Source organism: Pseudomonas extremorientalis, from assembly GCF_024584605.1.
GTDB lineage: Bacteria > Pseudomonadota > Gammaproteobacteria > Pseudomonadales > Pseudomonadaceae > Aquipseudomonas > Aquipseudomonas extremorientalis.
Genome location: NZ_CP089519.1, coordinates 2,542,666 through 2,562,230, shown reverse-complemented (window position 1 = coordinate 2,562,230; position 19,565 = coordinate 2,542,666). Strand labels below are relative to the sequence as shown.

The window sequence follows — 19,565 nt, the reverse complement described above, 5'->3', positions numbered from 1 at the left end:
CCCCTGACTGTCTGATTGTTTGCACCGTCGCCGAATGCCCGGCGTACGGCCTGCTCAATTGCTGGTGATCGCGGTGTTGCCGTGGCGTGCCAGCCAGGTGTGCAACAAGGCGAAGTTCAACGAGAACTCCGGCATGTGCAGCAAGGCGCCACAAAACACGTCACCGATGATTTTCTGGATGAGTTGCACCGCACGCGGGTTGTTCAGCAGCGTGGCGATGTCGCGAGTCAGGACATGAACACTCCAGACCTTCTGGTTGAGGTCCAGACCGACGAACCAGCGGAACAGCAGGTTGTAGTTCAGCTGTTCATGCAGTTGCTGCTCGCTGGGCACCGAATACAGCAGTTGCAGCAGCAGGATCTGCAGCACGGTCGGCGCAGGGATCGACATCACGGGTTCGGCGGTGAGCCAGTCACGGTGCTGGTCGAGCACTTCGTCGATCTGCGGGCGCAGCAACACCAGGGAATGGCCTGCCGGGATGTAGCTTGAGACTTCCTTGCGGGCGCCCTGCCAGTCCTCCTGGGAGACAATCCATACCCAGGGTGCGCCGTAGCGATAGACCGACACCGGCTTCTTGCGCGCCGCTTCGACGATCTTCGACAGGCGCTGGTCGAGCTCCTGCATGCCCACTTTCGAGTAACGTTCCATAGTTCCCATCGCCCCACTCCTGGCATCCTGCTTGCGGCTGAAAAGCTCACCTTTCTGGTGGGCTCAAGCGCGTTACACAGAGGAGACGGGAGTGGCCATGGGCTACCGAACTTTTGTCATGAAAGCTTCATTTGGGATTGGGTGGGGGGCAATTCTTGGTGGTGTGTATATCCGTTATTTGGGTAACGGCGGCTATTGGTTCCGCCCTTACGGCGGCTCACTTTTGAAAAGCCGGAATGCCGGCCCAGTCAAAAGTAAGCAAAACGCTCTTGCCCCAACACTCGGCACCTCGCTTAGGCTCGGTGTACCCGTAATCCGACAGGGATTTGGGGGGCCGCCTAACATCAAAATCAAAAGCAGATCAAAAGCCAGAGCCAGAGCCAGAGCAAACCACCCTTCAACTGATACATGAAGATCAAACTGTGGGAGGGGGCTTGCCCCCGATGGCGGTGTGTCAGCCAACTCATCAGTGACTGACCCACTGCCATCGGGGGCAAGCCCCTCCCACACTTTGACCGAGTACCGGCCATACAATCCGGTCGGCTCCAAGGCCGCCGCGCTCTTGCTTTTGATCTGGGATCGCCCCGTCAAACACGCTGGCCGAACCTAGGCGAGGTGCCGAGTGTTGGGGCGAAGGCCTTTTGCTTACTTTGGGCTGGGCCGGCATTCCGGCCTTTCCAAAAGTGAGCCGCTGTAAGAGCGGAACCCTAAGTAGCCGTTACCGAAGAAACGGATATGTACTCAACTTCGAGAACAAAACCCAACCCCCTGCAACGGCAACTCATAAGACTTCTTAACCGTCCTAACCACCAACGTCGACGAATAGGTCCGAATCGGAATATCCCGATAAGTCTCCAGAAACCGATAGATATACTCGGTGTACTCCGCAGCATCCCGAAACTTCGCCACCATCACAAAATCAAACTCCCCCGTCATCAGGTAACAATCCTGAATCTCCGGATGAGTCGAAAGGATGTGCTGCATCTTGCGGTCAATATCCTGGCTATCCCTGTCCAGCTTGATCAGGAAAAACGCCGTCACCTGAATGCCCAATTTGCGTTCATCCAGCACCGCGACCTTGGCCTTGATGATCCCCACGCTCTCCATGCGACGAATCCGCCGATAACAACTGGTGGAAGACAGCCCCACGCTGTCGCTCAACAACTCCAGGCTCTGGTCGCAATCCTTCTGCAACTTGCCCAGGATCTTCAAATCCATGGCGTCTGTCATCGGTTCCGAATCGTCCTTGAAAAAATGCAATGAATACGTCGCAAAGACGGGCCAATTTGCACAAATCCTGCGCAGTGGCTAGTTAACATCGTTCCAGCTTAGCAGCCCGGCCAACACCTGGCCTGAAGGCGGCATGAGAGGGATCTGATGATAGTCGCGAAACCGACATGGACCGGTGATATCAAGGCGCTGTTCAGCGCCCCCTACTGGATACCCGCCGCCCAGCGCGCCGCCGTCGCCGCCACCTGGGTCGGTTGCATGAACGCCTATGAGGTGTTCCTGGAAGACCCGGCCTCGGTCCAGACCTGGTCGCAAACCATCTACCAGCACCTGGCCTCGCGCAACATGCCGCTGACCACCGATCAGCAACAGTTCTGGCCGATGGATGCCCTGGAAACCTTCCGCCTTTGGGTCAACCAGGGTTGGCGGCTGGACAGCATCTCGCCGTTTGACCTGGCCGAGCGCATTCCGCCACCGGCATTGCCACACCCGGTCAAGCGTGTACGCCAGGACATCCGCTCCCTGAGCGCCGAAGCACTGAACCTGTACCGCGCCAAGCTGGATGACGTAATGCACATCGGCGACCCCGACAGTGGCTCGCCCTGGCAGCGCTATGCCTACATCCACACCAACTGGTGCCTGCATTACCAGGAAGCCTTCGCCCTGTGGCACCGCGCTTACCTGCTGTACCTGGAAGCACTGATCGACTGCGCGATCCCCTACTGGGACTGGATGGCCGCAGACGCCAGTGTCGACGGCAGCCCCCAGGCCGGCTTGCCCCAGGCGTTCCTCGATGAAACCTACGTGCACCCCCGCACCGGTGAGGTGCGGCGTAACCCGTTGCGTTATGCGGCGGCCAAGGATGGCTGCTCCAAGGTCTGCGCCACCGCGCCGGTCGAGGGTGTCGACTGCCTGTACGTGCAGCGCAACCCGCTGTTCTACACCCAGGGCGAGGCCTTTCGGTTCGAGCGCACCCAGCTGTATGGCATGAGCCGGATCTTCCAGCAGCAGGTGGTCGATGCGCTGGCGTTCACCACCTTCAGCCAGCCCCAGGGTGTGCCAGGCTATCCGTGGGCCAACATCACGGCCTTCGACCCGCCGCAACCGGACAACCTGTACCCCAACCGTGCGCTGAATTTCGACGGACTCTACGAGCAGCCCCACGACAACTATCACGGCTGGATCGGCGGCGACATGGCCGACAACGCCTACACCGCCTTCGACCCGGTATTCTGCTCCTATCACGCCAACATCGACCGCATGCTGGAGGTCTGGATCCGCGCCAACCCGGCGGCGCAGTACACCACCCAATGCCTGTTGCAACCCTTCGCCGGGCATCAGGCCGATGACGTGACCTTCACCAGCGCCGACGCCTGGCGCTACACCACCCTCGGCGACATGGCCCAGGACAGCCGGCACATCGGCTACGACTATGGCACGCCAGTCGCCCCGCAGTTCGGCGCGGCCAAGGCTGCGTGCTGCCGTCAGTCCCAGGCGGCAGGCACCGGTCCGTGGGTGGTGTTCGACCATGTGCGCTGCACCCACGACACCTACCTGATCGACGTCTTCCTCAACCAGCCCGACGCCACCGCGCAACACGCCCGCGCCGATAACCCGCATTACGTCGGGCGCTTCAGCCGCATCGGCATGGGCCTGGTCGACGACAAGGGCCGCTGCGTCACCCTGGGCGTGTCGCGGGCGCTGAACGCTGCGCGCAATGCCCGGGTACTCAAGCTCAAACCGACCGACACAGCGCAGTTATCGCTGGTCGTGACCCACTCCGATAGTGGCCAGGTATTGACGGCCGATGCATACGCGCCGCTGCCTGGCTTTATCGCCGAACTGGTGTGGGACGACCCGCGCCAGACCTCTGCCGGCCCCGCTCCGGGCGCCGGTTGCTGCTCCACCAACACCGATGCTGGAGAACCGACATGAGCACACCCTTCACCCAATTCACCTCCCCTGCCGAACAAGCGCCCAAGGACTACAACAAGCTGGGCCTGGAGGACCAGTTGCCGGCGTTCGAAACCGACTGGAACAACAACGTCACCGGCTGGACCCAGATGTCGATCATCGGCAACCCCTGGTCCAACCTCAACGATGCACCGCGCTCGGGCTATTACAACCCGCTGGAGAGCGGCTACGGCACGCTGACGCCAAAGACCATCACCTGGCAGCCCTTCCCCAATCGGCTGTGGACGTTTTTCTATAACGAGGGCGCTGCCGTGGTCCCGCAACTGGGCGGCAAGGCCATGACCCTGGACCAGGTGATGCAACTGACCGACCACGGTCAGATCACCCTCAACGACACCCTCTATTCGCTGTACCCGGACCCCAAGGCCACCCAACTGCAGATCCCCAGCGTGCTGTGCAAATCCATCAACTGGAACGGCCCCTACGCCGACTTTTCGCCCTCGGGTCCACGGGGCTGGCTGGACGAATACTGCGAGTGGTCGATCACCCGCGACCCCGACGGCAACATGCGCAGCATCATGTTCACCAGCGAGAACCCGGCGTATTTCCTGACCATGTGGAACATCGACCCGGGTGCCGTGCTGGGCCTGTACCAGGCGTATGTCGACCCGCAGGTGAAACTCGAAGACCTGTACCTGCGCTACACCGCCGACGGCCCGACCGGCAAGGCCGGCGAACCGGTACTCGACCCCACCACCGGCCAGCCCGCCTACGACACCGTGAACAAATGGAACAGCGGCACCGTGCGCATACCGGGCGTGTCGGGCGGCGCGATGCACCTGACTTCCGGCCCCAATACCCTGAGTGCCGAGATCTACCTGGCGGCGGCGGCCACCATCCTGCGGCCACTCACCAGCAGCCAGAACCAGCAGAGCCTGATCTGCTGCGCGCAATACGGGCAGAACTACCGCAACTCCGACCCGCATATCGGGTTCTCCGCGAACCAGGCGGCGGTCAACAACCTGATCTCGTTGACCAACCCTATCGGCCTGTACCTGCAGCAACCCAAGTCCTTCAGCACCTGGAAAGGCCCGCAAGGCCAGGATGTCAGCAGCTACTGGCGCGTTACCCGTGGCACCGCCGGCACCGGCCCGAACAACTCCGACCAGATTCTCCAGGCGGTCTTCGAGGTGCCGGCCAGCGCGGGGTTTTCGATCAATGAGATCACCATCAACGGCACGCCGATCGACTACGTGTGGGTGATCGCCAACGAACTGAACGTGGCCCTCAGCGTGACCCCTGCGCCGCTCACGGCCCAGCCCAAGGAGTGTGCCTGCGTGGCGGCCAACACCACCGATGCGCAACCCTGGCCCGTGCAGTTGCTGCCGATTGACCTGTTCTACGGCCAATCCCCCAGCGACTTGCCGGCCAGCTTTGCCCCCGGCAGCTCAGGCCAGTTCGTATTGGTGGTACAAGGCGCCGACCCGAACACCACGGCGGCGGATGCACGGGTGCAGTTCTCCAACCCGGGCATCACGGCCCAGGTCACGCAGTTCCTGCCGGATGCCTCGGCGATTCCCGGCCAGACCGACGGCGGCGGCACCCAGGGCTACATCATGACCATCACCGTCAGCAGCAACGCGGCGCCGGGGCTGGTCAGTGTGCGTGCGCTGAACCCCAGCGAAGCGGCCAACCCGAGTGCCTCCGAGCACCCCTGGGAAAGCGGCCTGGCCCTGGTGCCCAGCGCCTGAGTGCCTCCCGGCCGCCCATGCCTGGCCTGGGCGGCCGCCCCTTGAGTCTTGAGCAAGGAATGCGATCATGAACGGATGGCTTCGCCCGCTGCGCCGGGCACGCTTGCGTATTGCCTGCGCAATCACCTGCACCCTTCTCCCACTGCTGGCCCCCACACCGGCCAATGCCGCCTCGGACGCCCAGAGCTGCGTCAGCCAGCTGGTGTTCGATCCCACCAGCGGCGGCTTCCTGCCGGTGAACAATTTCGGCACCGAGCAGGCTTTTCTCAATTGTTTCGGCTGGCAGTTGTTCATCGCCATGAACTGGCCGGTCAATCCCGGCTGGCCGGCCAACCCAAGCCTGGCCGGTGAGCCGGACACCCAAAGCAGCGCGGCCCAGTTCGGCGTGCCGCCAACCCCCGGCCAACCGATGAGCAATGCCCCGGTGTGGGCCAGCTACAAGGATGCCAGCGAAATCTTCCTGCCCGGCGCGGCCAAGCCGTCCGGCTGGGGCGTGGAAACCCTGGTGCCGTCCAATTGCACCGCCACCGGCAACCTCAAGGCGTTTGCCACGGGGGCGCGTAAATTCATCACCGCCACCTCGGAAAGCGCGATCAACCGCAAGCACCGCTTCCACCTGTCCAGCGGCACCCAGGTGACCCTGCCGGATTCGATCATGGAAGCGTCCGGCGGCTGGCTCACGGACCAGTCGGGCAACCTGGTGTTTTTCGAGCGCAAGGTGGGCAAGGCCGAGTTCGACTACATCGTCGACAACGGTTTGTACGACGCCGCCAACCAGCTGATCGTGGCGCAAAACAGCGACAACCGACACCCCGCCGGCCTGTCACTGCCGGCCGGCAAGCCGGTGCGCGAGCTGCCGGCCAAGGCGCTGCCCCAGGAGGAGCTGGGTGCCCTGGAACTCAAGGCGGCCTGGCGCGTGCTCACCAACAAGCCCGACTTGTACGGGCGCTACCTGACCACCGTGGCCTGGCTGCAACGCCCGGACACGCTGCAATGCACCCAGGAAGTGATAGGCCTGGTAGGGCTGCATATCATCAACAAGACCCAGACCCAGCCGAACTTCATCTGGACCACCTTCGAGCAGATCGACAACGTGCCCGATGGCGGCGCCGCCCCACCCCAGGGCTACAGCTTCAACAACCCCGAGTGCACCGGCGATGCCTGCGCGCCAAACGTCGCCCGCGTGCAGTGCGACGCCACCCACACGCCGCCCGACTGCACGCCCCTGGACCAGCCGGTGCAGGCCACCCGGCTCAACGCCACGCCCCAGGACATGCAGGCGCTGAACACGGCGGTGCAGCAGACCTTCGCCCAGCAGACCCAGGGCCAGTCGGTGTTCCAGTACTACAAACTGGTGAACGTGCTGTGGTCCAAGACGCCCAACGCCCCCAACGATCCAGGCCCTGGGCCGAACGTGAAGGTGCCGCTGTCCTATGGGCCGTTTGTCAGCGACCAGAGTGTCGTGGTCGCCAACACCACGATGGAAACCTACGTGCAGACAGACAACTGCAATGACTGCCACCAGTACGCGGCGATTGCCGGCAAATCCGGGCTGGCGTCGGACTTCTCGTTCCTGTTCGGCAATGCCGACTCGGCGAAAAATACGCGGCTGATCAAACGCATCGAGTCGTTCAAGACCCTCAAGGACAACCCGTAACCGGCGCAAAAAAAGGGGCGATCATTGATCGCCCCGAACGGTACATCGAGAGGTCCCTTCCAACGCCTTACAAACTGATCTGCTTGCGCTCCTCATCCGTCAGCCGCGCTCGCGCCTGTTCGCTCAGCGGCCCGGCGCCCAGCACCTGCACCGGGCTGTTGGGGTTGTAGCCGGAGGTTTTCTGCGCCGGCGCAGGCTCCTGCGGCAACGGTTCGGTGCCCAGGCTCAACACTTCCACGGTCATGATCGACGGCCTGCCCTGTTTGGCGGCCGCCTGCTGGCTGCGCGCCGCGTCTTCCGCGGCCTGGGACGCCGCCGCTCCGGCCGCGCTGGCCGACGTCATGGCGTTGGTGTTGACCGCAGCAGACACCGGCACCCCGGACGACTTGCCCTGGCTCTGGATATTCGCCGCGTTCACCACGCGCAAGGCGGCAATGTTGACGTTGCCGGACACACGAATGCCCGCCTCGCCGGCATCGATGGTGCCCAGCGGTGCGATCAGGTCGATGTCCCCCGCCGGCACTTCCGGGATCGGGTTGAGCGTGGCGATCCCCGCACCGGTACTCGGCACCGACGGCGACAGGCCGACGTTGCCCCAGTTGTCATACACACGCTTGGGCGGCGTGTACACCACGGTGGTCTTGGAACCGCGCCCGGCGTTGATGTCGCCTTCGCTGGTCCAGCCCATGATCGAGCCGCCGAAGGTGGTCATGATGCGGCTCTGGCCCAGCAGGATGCTGCCCAGGGAATACAGCTGGATATCCCCCGCGCCCTGGGTGATCACCCCCGCCGTCGACGGTGGCGCCGCGCCTTCGATACCGAAGGTCTGGCTGCCGCCCGGCGTGAGCATCTGGATGGAACCCCCGAAGTTGGTGTGCACACCCGCGCCACCGAACATCGTGATGTCGCCTTTGTAGGTGATCGGGTTGCCGGCCACGTCCTTGTCCGGGAACAGCGCCGCAATCGCCGCGCGGCCACGCAGATAGCTGCCCTGGCGCACGCTGCCAGCGGTGTTGTACTCACGGCCGGCGGCCTTGAGCTCGGCGAAGTACACGTCGCGGGCGAACACCCGTTGTTGCTCGGCGGGGAGCGCCGCGTAGTAAGTGCGGGCCTGTTCGGCGTCTCCGGTAAACCCGAAGCGCTCGACCAGCCAGGCGAGCAATTCCCTCTCGTAGGTCTTGGCGACCTTGCTGCCCTGGATCGACTCACCCGGCAGCGCCAGGTTGGCGGGGTTCAAGTAAGCCTCGACAAACCGACGGTAGTCCGGCCCCTTGGGCCCGACACCGGCTTGCAGGACGATGCTGGCACCCGCTCGGTTGTCGCCGGCCGCCACGGCGCCCAGACTGTTCACGCCCACCTGATCGTCCATCTGGATAGTGCGCCCGGCCGTCAGCTCAAGGGTCCCGGGGCCCGCGACATTGAAACTGCTGTAGAGGATGTCGCGCCCGGCGCTGGCAATGGAGATATCAGTCGCCCCCGTGTGCACGAACAGGTTGCCGATGAACGTGTATTCACCGGTGCTCACGTCCCCGCCAAGGGCACCATTCAAGCGGGTGCCGCTGCTGACGATATCGCGCCCGGCGAGCATCCAGACCGGGCCTGCACCTTCGTAATAGGTCTGACCGAAGCGTGGATCGTTTGCCCCATAGAGACTGAGCGCCCGTCCACTGTTGACCCCCAGCAGGTCACCGCTGAGCGCATAGAAACGCGCCGGTTCCAAGGCGCCGCCCCATGCCATGCTCGCGGTGTCAGGGCCAAACGCGAACAGCGGGTGAAGCCCCAGGCGTGCGATGTTGCCATCACTGGAAAGATTGCCGCTGCCTGCGACCGGCAAGCTGTTGATGAAGCCCAGGAACGCCGGACGCTGGATCGTCGCCAGGCTTTGCGGACTTGCGCTGGAACGGCTGATGGTCAAGTCGCCGCCGTAGATCGAATCGCCCGCCAGCAATTCCAGTTGACCGTTGGCCGACGGTGCCAGCACCAGCGCCTGCAATGGCTGCGGCACATTCGGGTTACTCGTCGACGCACGGCCGTAGTACAGGCTGCCGCTGGCGGCGACCGCACGCAATGTGGCGGGGTAGACCGCCGCCATATCGGTTTCCAGCGTCTGGGTCAGTGGTGTGAGGTTACCGCCGGAGGAGAACAGATCGACTGCCGCACGGTCGGTCCACAGGCTGAACCAGCTCTGTCCTACCCCGTTGACGCCTTCCTTTGCGTAGGCCAAGGCATTCATCTGCGGTACGCGGCCTGGATCGGCGACATCCTGGAGGACCAGGTCGCCCCGGGTAGCCAGGCTGAAGGTCGAATCCCCTGGCAGCAGGCTCAAGCCGCCGGCCGCCATGGCCGAGGTGGAGCGCAGCGGGTCGTAGGCGCGCACTTCGCTGGGGCTCTGGTCCCTGGACTGGTTGCCGTAACGCAAGGTCAGGCTGCCCAGGCTGCCGCCCGTCACCTGTACGTGGCCGCGCAGGTTCACCAACGAGCCATTGAGGTGATCGACGGTGACCTGACTGGCGGGGTTCAGCGCATCGCCCACCCGCAGGTTCAAGTCGCCACCACCGCTCAGTTGCACACTGCCATCGGCCGCGACCCGCCCTGTACCGCCGACCGCCAGAACGAGGCCTTGGCTGCGTGGGCTGACGTTCTGGGCGGTTGACGACAGCGCACTGATGATTCCCGCATTGCCCCCCACATCAACCGTGAGGTTGCCGCCACCCAGGGTGCCGAACCCGGTAAAACCGACCATCTGGTCCGAACGCACGTTAGCGACGTAAGAACCGAAATTGATCCACCAGCTGGTCGCTTGTGCCTGGCTGCCCTCCAGGTTATTACCCTGTCGCCACAGCCAATTGCCGACATTGGCTGAATCCAGCCCCAGGTCGACAGGCACAGGACGCGCAACGCCATTCTGCGCAGGGCTGGTGATATTGCCTGTCAGGTCGCCCCCCACTTTGACCAGCACATTGCCGCCCGTGTCCGGGTACCAGGCGCGGTACAGGCTGTCGGGGCCACCGTTGACCCACTTTTCGTTACCGCCGACGTTACCCAGGACCTTGCCATTGCCGCCAAGGGCACGCTTGAGGTTATACGGGTCGCCAGCCGAGGTGCCCGTGGAGGAGCTGCCGGCGGTGTAGACACCGTACAACGACTCCATGCTCAGGTTGCCGCCTGCCAGCAAATCCAAGTCCGCAGCGCCGGTGCGGATGACACTGAAACGCGTACTGCCGCCCGCCAGCAAGGTGTAGGCATCGCCCTCGGACGAGCAATATTCCGGCATATCGTCACAAATCCCGGGGTAGGCGTAGCCATCATTCACATCGATGGGCTTGCCCACCATGCTGTTGTCGCCATAGACATCCAAAGAGCCCTGCTCGGTCCAGACCAGCGCACCCTGCCCGTACATCCCATAGTGACTGTCGGCCAACCGAAGGTTGCCGGTGACCGGGTGCGGTTGCAGCAGGCGACTGTCCGCCGCGCCGGTGTCCGCGCCGGCCACCAGCCGAATCGACCACGCTTGCGAGCCTTCCTCCAGCATCGGCGCAATCGCCCAGTTCTTGCCCTGGCGCCCGGCATCGGCGACACGCAGCTGTACCGACGCCGCACCGTCCGGCAACTTGACATCGGTACCCGACGGCAACAGCGCGCCACGGGGCAAGACTTTACTGCCTGCCAGCTTGAGGCTGGTAGCCAAAGGCACTCCCTTGGGCCAGATCAGCCCGTTGACATTGGCCGCACTGCCCAACAAGGTGCCGGCGTCCAGCGTGCTGCCGGCGGCGAGGGTCTGGCTCTGAACCAGCAGCGTGCCCGCGGCGAACAGCACATTGCCCGATGCGTCCCGCACGGCGGCGGCCAACACCGTCCCGGCAGGCAGCACCAAGGACTGGCTGAGCGTTGCCGCGACGGGCAACCGCGTGCCAGCAGGCAGGAACAGCGGCTGCGTCGGCACATCGAAATTGAGCGTCACGCCGCCTGGGAACAGGGTGCCATCCGCCAGGGTCACACCACTGCCCGGCACCACCACCGTGCCGCCGGTGTAGTCGATACCTGCACGCAGGACCCAGCCATTGTCATCATCGGTTTGCGGCGGCGGCGCAAAGCCGTCGTTGATGCTGCCGTAGATATTCAGGTCGCCACCGGCGCGCAGGGTCAGGCTGCCGGCCTCGGTAGGTTGGGTCGACTTGAGGCTGGCGTAGCGATAGCCGGACAAATCCAGGTCGCCCTGTACCACCAGGTCGACGTCGGGCGTCTTGCTGATAATCTCCACACCAGGCCGCAGGTGGAAAACATCGCCGTAGGTGGCGTTATTCAGGCCTGCCAGTTTGTTCTGCAGCAGGTTGGTATTGCCGAGCGCAGCATTGATGAACGCCGTGCTCAGTGCGTGCTTGCCGTCGAGGTAGGCTTGGTCGATCGCCTGGTACGGACGTCCGTTCGGGGTGGCATCGGTCCTGGTCGGGGCATCGTCGTAGGTGACCATGCCATTGAGCGCGATGGAGCGTGCGCCGGTGATGGTCAGGCGCCCACTGGCATCGATGGCAATGTCATCGCCGCCCAGACGGGGCGCGTTGAGCTCCAGGGTGCCGAGACTGCGTCCGTCATTACCGGCCCCTGCCCCCGTGCCATGGCGCAGGTCGATGCGCACGCCATCGGCCAGGGTCAACTGGCCCTGGCCTGAGCCGAGCACAACGGTGGCGCGGTTCGGCGCGTCGATGACCTTGCCATAACTGTCCACGCGCACTTGCGTGCCATGGGCATCGAGCACCGCCGTACTGTCCAGGACCAGGCCGTTCCTGGCGGCCAGGTTGATGCTGCCGACGCGCTCGCCGCTGGCGTCTACCAGGCCGGTAACGCGCAGGCTGCCATTGTCTAGCGAAACGTTGACGCTGTTGGCCTTCACATCGCTGCCGATGATCAGATCGCCTTGCTTGAGCTGAAAGCTGCGCGAGCCATACACCTGGCCTTGATTGAGGCGTTGATTGAGGGCGGCGAACTGTTCATTCCATGTGCCGCTTGTGCCCAGCCGCTGGGCCTGGATCTCCACCGCGCCCGCCAGGTAAGGCACCCGCGTACCGCCGGCATCGTAGTCGCCGCTGCTGCCAGCGACGATCCTGCCCGCCAGGTCGACGGTGCCCGCCGCGCCCTCTACGGCCACCGCCCGCAGCCGACCCGCCTGGTTGTGCTGCGCCGACAGGTCGATGGTCGAACCGACCGCCTGCAGCACGTTGCCCGCACGGCTTTCCAGCAGGACCTCGCCGCCAGCGCTGTATTTAGTCAGGTCGTTGAAAGCGATGGCCCGGCCGGCCACATCGATCAAGGCCGCATCAGTCAACACCACATCGCCACGGGCGCCCAGGGTGAGCTTGCCGCTGGGCAATACCACCGCGCTGGCCAGGCGGATGCTGTCGCCCTGCAAAGACAACTCGCCGCCAATGCCCTTCGCCTCGCCCACCGGCCCCGCCGAGGCGAGCACATCAATCGCGCCACCGGCTGTGATCCGGTTGACTGAGCCGGCTTCACCGCTCATCAACGGTGTGAGGATATTCAGGTTGCCGCCGTTGTAGGCAAAGCCCTTGATCGCGTCATAGGCGCCCTGACGCTGATACACCGAGAGGCTGCCCTTATGGTTGGCGGTGATGCGCTGGCTGGCGTTCAGGTTGACGTTGGCAAAGCCCAGGGCCAGGCGGTCAAAGGACTGGGTGGTGCTTGGCTGGGCAAAATCCCCATAGCCGAACTCGATGCGCTCGGCATTGATATCCAGGCGCCCGCTGCCGCTGCCGGCACCGTCAGTTACTGCCGCCACGGGCGGTGTCGCGGCCCCCTGCCAGATCAGGTTGGCGGTATGGATGGTGGCTACATTGTTGGCGCCGCCCGCACCATAAATAGCCGGCGTGGACAGCATCAGGTTGCTCAGCATCGACTTGCCAGTCGCCGAGTCATAAGTGTCCAGGGTCGTGGTGCCATAGAAGTTGAAGCTGTCGCGTGCCGACAGTTGCAGGGTTTCCAGGGCCGGCGCGCCAAATTGAGTGTCCCCCCGCAGCAGGCGCTCCAGGACTTGCTGGGTGAGGGTCATGCCCGCCGGCAGGCGATTGCCGGCAGCGGCGGCGGCCAAGGCTTCGGGGCTGCCGACGTTGATGCTGGATACGCCCAGGTTCAGGTGACGGGTGCCATAACGCACGTCCGCCCCCATCTGCAGGGTGCTGTCGGTCAAGGCAACGAGTGTGCCTTCGGAATACAAAGCGCTCTGGCCGCTGCACAGCGTGCCAGTGCAAGCCCCCAGCTCGATCCCGCCGCTGGTCACACCGGCCATCGGCGTTGCTGCGACCACGTTGAGCAGGCCGTTGGACACCGCCAGCATATTGGGCATGTTGTACACAAAGCCGTCACGTGCGTCATAACTTGCCTTGCCGCGACCGATGGTGTTGATCGAGGCCCCCTGTTCGACGGTTACCTTGCCGGTAGAGGACACCAGCAACACTTCCGGCGCCGCCAGGTTCGCGCCTTGGCGCAGGTTGATGTTGCTCAAGGCTCCGTTGGCCAGGTTGATGTAGTTGCCGCCCTGACCGTAGGTCACCACGGTCAGGCCACCGATCAACAGACGCGCCGCGCCGAGCGCGTTGAGGCTCTCGGCCTCGACGCTGATGCCGCTGAAACCCGGGGTTGCGCCCTTGCCTGCCGCGACGATCTCAATGTCCTTGCCCGTGCTCCTGTTGCCATTGGTCAACGCCACGGTGCCACCGTAACCGCCGTCGGCGGCCTCGAAGCGACCGATACCCTTGAACGAAAAGGCATTGGCACCCGCCCCCGGGCTGAGGTTCAGTTGCAGGGTCTTGGCATCCACCGGCAACAGCGCACGCGGCACCCCGAGGCGGGCCGCGTCGGCCACGGCGAATTGCGCATAACGGGTCTCGTTGTATTGGGAATAGCGGCGCAGGGTGTCGGCGGCGGTGAGGATCACCTGGCTCGCCGTACTGTTGCCGATGCCGGTATTGGCGATGGACAAGCGCCCCGCAGTGGACCATGAGCCGTTGCGCAGCAACTGGGTCGTGCCTTCGCTGCCGAGCCCCGCCAAGCCGTTGATTTCCAGGCGGAAGGCCCCCGGCATCAGGGCATAAGTGGACGGCATCAAGGTGTAGGTGCCCGCTGTCAGCCCCGGCACACCGGCACCGATCGTGATTTGCTGGCCAATCAACGGGTCGGTCGCCCCGCCTTCCGGCCCCACCGGGGCATAGCCCGGTTGCGCGCCCGGCACAATCGCGTAGACCGGGTTGGTGCCCAGCCCCGGCAACACAAAACCGCCGGTTGCCCCGAATTGCACCAGGGGGTTGTAGCGCGCATCGGTAGATCCGCCGCGCCCGGAAATAAACCCGGCCCCAAGCAGCTCGCCGCCACCGGAAAGGTCCACGGTAGCGTCAGGCTGCACCACCACCGATTCGCCACCCAGGACCATCCCGACATTCAGGCTGCCGTTCGCGTTAGGCAACGCCCCCTGCCCAAGGAACGTCACAGTCTTGCCGTTGTATTTGTAGACCTGGCCGTCTACCGTGCCGCCGTAGGGCAACACCAGTCCCTTGCCACTCACCGAGGTCAGGCTGCCGGGCAGCAGCTCGACGCGGCTGGCCCCGAGGTTGCCGATTTCGATCAGGCCCAGGGGCGCACGCACCACCCCGCCCTGCTTGATCGTCGGGCCGCCCAGTTGCAGGCGGCCAAACGCCGAGTACGGCATGGCGGCATCAGCAGTCCCCGTGCGCGCGATCGTCAAGGTACGGGTCGGGTCGTACTTGAAGCCAGAGAAGGCATCGATAAAACCGGCCAGCACCCGTGCGCCAACGTCCGTCGCCGGGTACAACTGCGCGGCGCGCAGCGTCATATCGCCTTTGGTCATCAACTGAGTACTGATGCCCTGCGCGATCACGTCCGCCCCGGCACCGGCAAGGAAGCGCAGGTCACCCTGGCTGCTCAACTGCACATCATCGAAGCCACGGCGATCGATGCTCTGCTTGCTGGCATCGCTCAGCGTCAGGTCACTCTGGTTGCCGAACAGCACATTGCCGCGCACGTCGATCAGATTGCCACTGGCCTGGAACAGCGCCTGGCTGGCACGTTGCGACAGGTTGGACGCCAGCACCGGATGCAGGTACTGGTCCTTGCTGGGGTCCAGCGGCGCAAGGATGCCGGCCAGCAGCAGATAAGGCGCAGACAGGTTGATGCGAGCGTTGGCGGCGGCGTTTTCGGCAAGGCCCATGGCGCCGCTGTACAGGCGCAGGCTTTGCCCCATGTTCAGCGACACATCACCGTCGAAGCTCAACACGCCGTTGCTGAGCAAGGCCAGGTTATCAAAGCCGCCGGTGGTGACCTGGTCCACACCGAGGCGGCCATGGCCGTACTCGAGGGTGTCCGGGAGGGGGCTGGCTTGATGGGACTGGCTGAGCACCAGTTCACGCACCTTGAGCATCGGGTCGGTGACCGCCGCCTTGAGGTAGTAAGGCGTTTCCAGTGCCAGCGATAAACTGCCGCCCGCCGCCGCGGCACCGCCGGCCCGGGCGACCAAGCTGCCATCCAGATACAGGCCATTGTTGGACGCAACGCTGATGCTGCCGCCATTGCTGGCCACCTGCACCCGGCCCTGGCCCGGAATGTCGAGCATCGCCTGGGCACCGGAAGCGTCCAGGCGCGCGCCGTCGCGCACCACCACAAACAGGTCGCTGGCCTTGGCAATGCCGGTGGCCAGGTCAATTTCGCCGCCGAGGCTGATCCTGCCACCCTGGCCGACCTGGCCGTAGAGGCGCCCGCGATTGTCCGCGGCACTGATCGCACGGGCTGCCACATCGATCACCGCGTGGTCGCCGACCCAGATCGAGCGGTTATGCCCGGCGGCATTGGCCACCTCGGAACCGACAGCGGTCAGGCCTCCCAGATTGACGCTGCCGCCCCAGGCATTGAGCGTGCCGTTGACCGTCAACTGGCCGACGCTGCGCAGGTTGATGCTCTGGCCCGGGTCGACGTTGATCACCGCGCCCCGGCCCACTGTCAGGGCCGTGGTAGCCAGTTCGGCCGCCGTGGATTCCTGCCGACCGGCAGTCAGGCTCAGGCTGGCGCCACGGCGCTGGGTCAGCACGCCTTTGGCAGCGTCTTGCTGATACAGCGCAGGGGTCCAGCGCTCCAATACCGTGGCAGGGTCGCCTCCCGTTGGCGCAGCGGACGTCTGCTCGCCAAGGCGATACACCGGCATGGTGACATCCACCTGGGTGCCATCAGTGACCAGCAGGCCCTCGTTGCCGGTGATGTCATAGGCCGAGAAGCCCTTGTTGAAGAAGTCTTGCGCCAGTTGCACGGTGCCGGCGTCAGGCGCCCCGGTGCTGTTGCCGATCTGTACCTTGCGGGCCTGCAACGCCAGGGTGCCGCCGCCATTGACACCATAACCGCGAATCTCGCCCTCCAGCCCCAGGCTGCCCAGTGCCCCCAAGGTCACGTCACCGCCCTTGCCGCCGATGAGCTTGCCATCCACGCCGAGCGTGGCGCCGGAAGACGCCTCCACCACGCTGCCTGACGCCAGGTTCAGGTTGCCGGTGCTGCGCAGCGACACCTTGCCGCCGTTCACATAGGCCACGCCTTCACCAAGGCTCGGGTCCAGCGCCAGGTTGTTCCAGCGCCCGGCGGCGTCCAGCTTGACGCCTGTCGCCACATCGACCCGTCCGCTGCCCGCGAGGATCACATCGCCGACGGTGTTGCCCGCGTTGAGGTTGACCTGAGTGAGGATGTTGCCCGCGTTGATACTGCCCCCCCGGGCGGTGAGATTGGCGTTGATACCGACCCCCGGCCCGAACAAGGTGATGTCGCCGCCGTCTGCCACCTTGAGCGCACCATTCACCGTGATCTGCTGCTTGGCGCCCACCTTGATCGCGCCCAGTTGGTAACCGTTGAGCGGGTCGCTGTCGAGCACCATCTGGCCCTGGCGATCCGCTGGCAGCGCCGTGGTGAGGTTCAGGCCATCGGCGATTTTCCGGGTATTGCCATCGATCAGCACCTGGTCGGTGGTGCCGCTCAGGGCATAGCGCAGCGTGCCGGTGGTCTTGTTGTAGATCGGAATGTACTGGCCGATGATCAACTGCGCCCGCTGGGCCATGGTCTTCTTGGATTGCTGATAGCCGTCGAGGTTGATGTTGGGCGCCTGGGTCTGCCGATCGCCCTGGAACACATCACTGATCAACTGACCTTCCAACACCGCACTGGTGGTGCCGACCACCAGTTTGCCGGCGTCGCGGCCTACGGTGTAGCCGGCCTCGTAGCGGCGTTGCGGCGCGATCAGCGGGTTGTAGTAATACTCGGTCTGGCCCCAGCGCGCGCTGGTGTCTTCATAGCCCTTGTAGAACCCCGAATAGAGGATGTCGCCGGGCGCCCTGGACAATTCATACAAGCGGCCATTGGGCCCCTTGAGCCAGGTCTGCTGGATGTAACCGGCCTGCACGTCCACGGTGCCGCCGGACAGGTTGATCTGCGCGCCCGTCTGAGTGACCACATCCTTGCCGGTAAAGGTCACCGTGCCGCCCTGGGCCATCCATTCGCCGACCGAATGTCCTTGAGTACCGAGGTAACCGCCCACTTCCAGCAAGCCGCCGGCGGTGTACCAGCGATCCGTCGCGTAACCGTTGGTGCCTGCCGGTACAAACACCAGCTCGCGCAGGTCGACCCACACATCGTTGTTGATCAGTTGCCCGCCGTCACGGTTCACCGGAGCATCACGCTGCTCGTTACCCTGCACGTTGATCTTGATCGTGTTGGATGCCATCGACACCTTGACGCCGACCGCGCCTGAGACGTCGATCATCGCGCCATCGCGCACCAGGCTGCGCCCGGTAGCGCTGACCGCCACCTGGCCGCCGGTGGCCAGGGTGATCGAACCCTTCTGGAAGTCCACGGAGCCACCGCTGACGATCTCGACGCGTGATTGGTCGGTACGGTCAGCCACGGCGCTGAGGTGGTTGAACCGGCCGGTGATCAGGTTGGCGGGTGTTCCGTCGAGTTTGACCAGCCCGTTGTCTTTCTGGCTGTTGAGGGCGGTGCTGTCACTGGCGTCCAGCAAGATCGCGGTGGTGCTGCCCTCGCCCAGGGTCACGCTACCGGTGCTGTCGCTGGCAGCGTTGAGCAGATGAATCGTGCCGCGAGTGTCCACCGAGGTGCTGGCCAGCGCCACGCCGTTTTGCTGCACCTGGTGGCCGGTGAGCGTGATATCGCCGGTGGAGGCCATGATCAGGCCGCTGTTGGTGACTTTACCTGCGCTGCTGCCAGGGTTGAGGCTGGTCGCCACCTCATTGCCACGCGTGGTGGAGCGGTCGTTGCCCGTGGTGCCGACACCCTTGCGGATGTAGAAACTGTCGCCGGCGGCCAGGGTGGTCTGGCCCTTGGCGGTGATGACGGTGCCGGCGTTTTCCACTTCGGTACCGAGCAGCAAGGCATAGCCGCCGGCGTCGGTGGAGGTGGCCGGATTGTGGGTCTGGATCAACGCACCGCGCTGCACCTGGACCTTGCCCGCCGCATCGGTGAAGGTCGGCTGGGTGCCGTTGGCATCGACGTAGAGGCCGCGTTGGGTGAACTGCTCGTCGGTGATGTTCGCGGCGGCCGCCACCAGGTTGCGCACGTTGACCTGGCTGGTGCCGCCGAACACCACGCCGTTGCGGTTCATGATCATCACCGTACCGGCGCCGTTGATCTGGCCCTGGATCTCACTGGGGCGCGCATTGGGATCGTTGACGCGGTTGAGCACCGCCCAACTGGCCTGCTGCTGGAAGTCCAAGGTGGTGTTGCGCCCGACGTTGAACGTCTCCCAGTTGAGGATCGCCTTGTCGGCGGTCTGCTCGATGGTCACCGTGGTCTTGCCGCCGGACTGGCTCTGGGTCGGGTTCTTGGCGTGGGTCCAACCCTGGGTCAGGCTGTTGTCGACCTGCAGGCCGCCCTTGCCCAGGCCATCGGGAATCGCCGAGACCTGACCGAACGCCGCCTGGCGCCCTGCCGCTTGCGCGGCCTGCTGGGCCGCAATGGCCGCGACACTGGTGTTCAAGGTACTGATGGAGCGCGCCAACTGCTGCTTGACCCGCGCCTGCTGGTTCAATGAAGGAATCCCCGGCACCTGGCCGGCACCGGTACGCGCTGCCGTGGCCGCCTGGGACGCGCCCTTGTCGGCAAACCAGCCGGAACTGAACGCCGTGGCTGCCTGGGCGTTACCCGCCACCATCAATAAGGCAATGGCATGGGCCAAAGGCTTGAGACGCAGGACGGTCTCGGGGGCTTTCAGGTTGACCGGTGATTTGCAGCGGACCATCGGGAATCTTCCTTCTTTGTTATTACGCAGGGAGCAGGACAGGCTCACGTATGAG

The 19,565-nt window shown here is 64.4% G+C and carries 6 protein-coding genes; 3 read left to right on the top strand and 3 right to left on the bottom strand.

Going from position 1 to position 19,565, the window contains the following annotated elements; genetic code table 11:
• Positions 1 to 54: 54 nt before the first annotated feature.
• Both LUU92_RS11610 and LUU92_RS11605 read right to left on the bottom strand, forming a co-directional pair.
• The gene (locus LUU92_RS11610; RefSeq protein ID WP_257103845.1) at positions 55 to 648 is read right to left on the bottom strand and encodes a transposase; all 594 of its coding nucleotides are present in this window, start codon (positions 646 to 648) and stop codon (positions 55 to 57) included.
• Positions 649 to 1,389: 741 nt separating this feature from the next.
• Positions 1,390 to 1,866 carry an Lrp/AsnC family transcriptional regulator gene (locus tag LUU92_RS11605; RefSeq protein WP_071491274.1) on the bottom strand — a complete coding sequence of 159 codons (477 nt, stop codon included), beginning with the start codon at positions 1,864 to 1,866 and terminating at the stop codon, positions 1,390 to 1,392.
• A 159-nt stretch (positions 1,867 to 2,025) separates the two neighbouring features.
• Here LUU92_RS11605 and LUU92_RS11600 point away from each other — a divergent pair, with 159 nt between their 5' ends.
• The 3 genes from LUU92_RS11600 to LUU92_RS11590 all read left to right on the top strand — a co-directional run bounded on the left by LUU92_RS11600 (position 2,026) and on the right by LUU92_RS11590 (position 7,200).
• Positions 2,026 to 3,813, top strand: a complete 1,788-nt coding sequence (locus LUU92_RS11600) for a tyrosinase family protein (RefSeq protein ID WP_257103641.1) — start codon at positions 2,026 to 2,028, stop codon at positions 3,811 to 3,813.
• Complete coding sequence (locus tag LUU92_RS11595; protein WP_222539987.1) at positions 3,810 to 5,543, top strand: DUF8225 domain-containing protein; 1,734 nt, start codon at positions 3,810 to 3,812, stop codon at positions 5,541 to 5,543. Before LUU92_RS11600 ends, LUU92_RS11595 begins: the two co-directional genes overlap by 4 nt.
• 67 nt (positions 5,544 to 5,610) lie before the next feature.
• Complete coding sequence (locus LUU92_RS11590) at positions 5,611 to 7,200, top strand: hypothetical protein (protein WP_257103640.1); 1,590 nt, start codon at positions 5,611 to 5,613, stop codon at positions 7,198 to 7,200.
• Positions 7,201 to 7,267: 67 nt separating this feature from the next.
• Here the strand turns inward: LUU92_RS11590 and LUU92_RS11585 are convergent, their stop codons facing one another.
• Positions 7,268 to 19,510, bottom strand: coding sequence for a filamentous hemagglutinin family protein (locus tag LUU92_RS11585; RefSeq protein WP_257103639.1), 12,243 nt, complete (start codon positions 19,508 to 19,510; stop codon positions 7,268 to 7,270).
• Positions 19,511 to 19,565: the final 55 nt, after the last annotated feature.

Excerpts from the sequence above, each read along its gene's own strand:
- LUU92_RS11610 (WP_257103845.1), bottom strand. The coding sequence starts at position 648 with ATGGAACGTTACTCGAAAGTGGGCATGCAGGAGCTCGACCAGCGCCTG.
- LUU92_RS11585 (WP_257103639.1), bottom strand. The coding sequence starts at position 19,510 with ATGGTCCGCTGCAAATCACCGGTCAACCTGAAAGCCCCCGAGACCGTC.
- LUU92_RS11600 (WP_257103641.1), top strand. The coding sequence starts at position 2,026 with ATGATAGTCGCGAAACCGACATGGACCGGTGATATCAAGGCGCTGTTC.
- LUU92_RS11605 (WP_071491274.1), bottom strand. The coding sequence starts at position 1,866 with ATGGATTTGAAGATCCTGGGCAAGTTGCAGAAGGATTGCGACCAGAGC.
- LUU92_RS11590 (WP_257103640.1), top strand. The coding sequence starts at position 5,611 with ATGAACGGATGGCTTCGCCCGCTGCGCCGGGCACGCTTGCGTATTGCC.
- LUU92_RS11595 (WP_222539987.1), top strand. The coding sequence starts at position 3,810 with ATGAGCACACCCTTCACCCAATTCACCTCCCCTGCCGAACAAGCGCCC.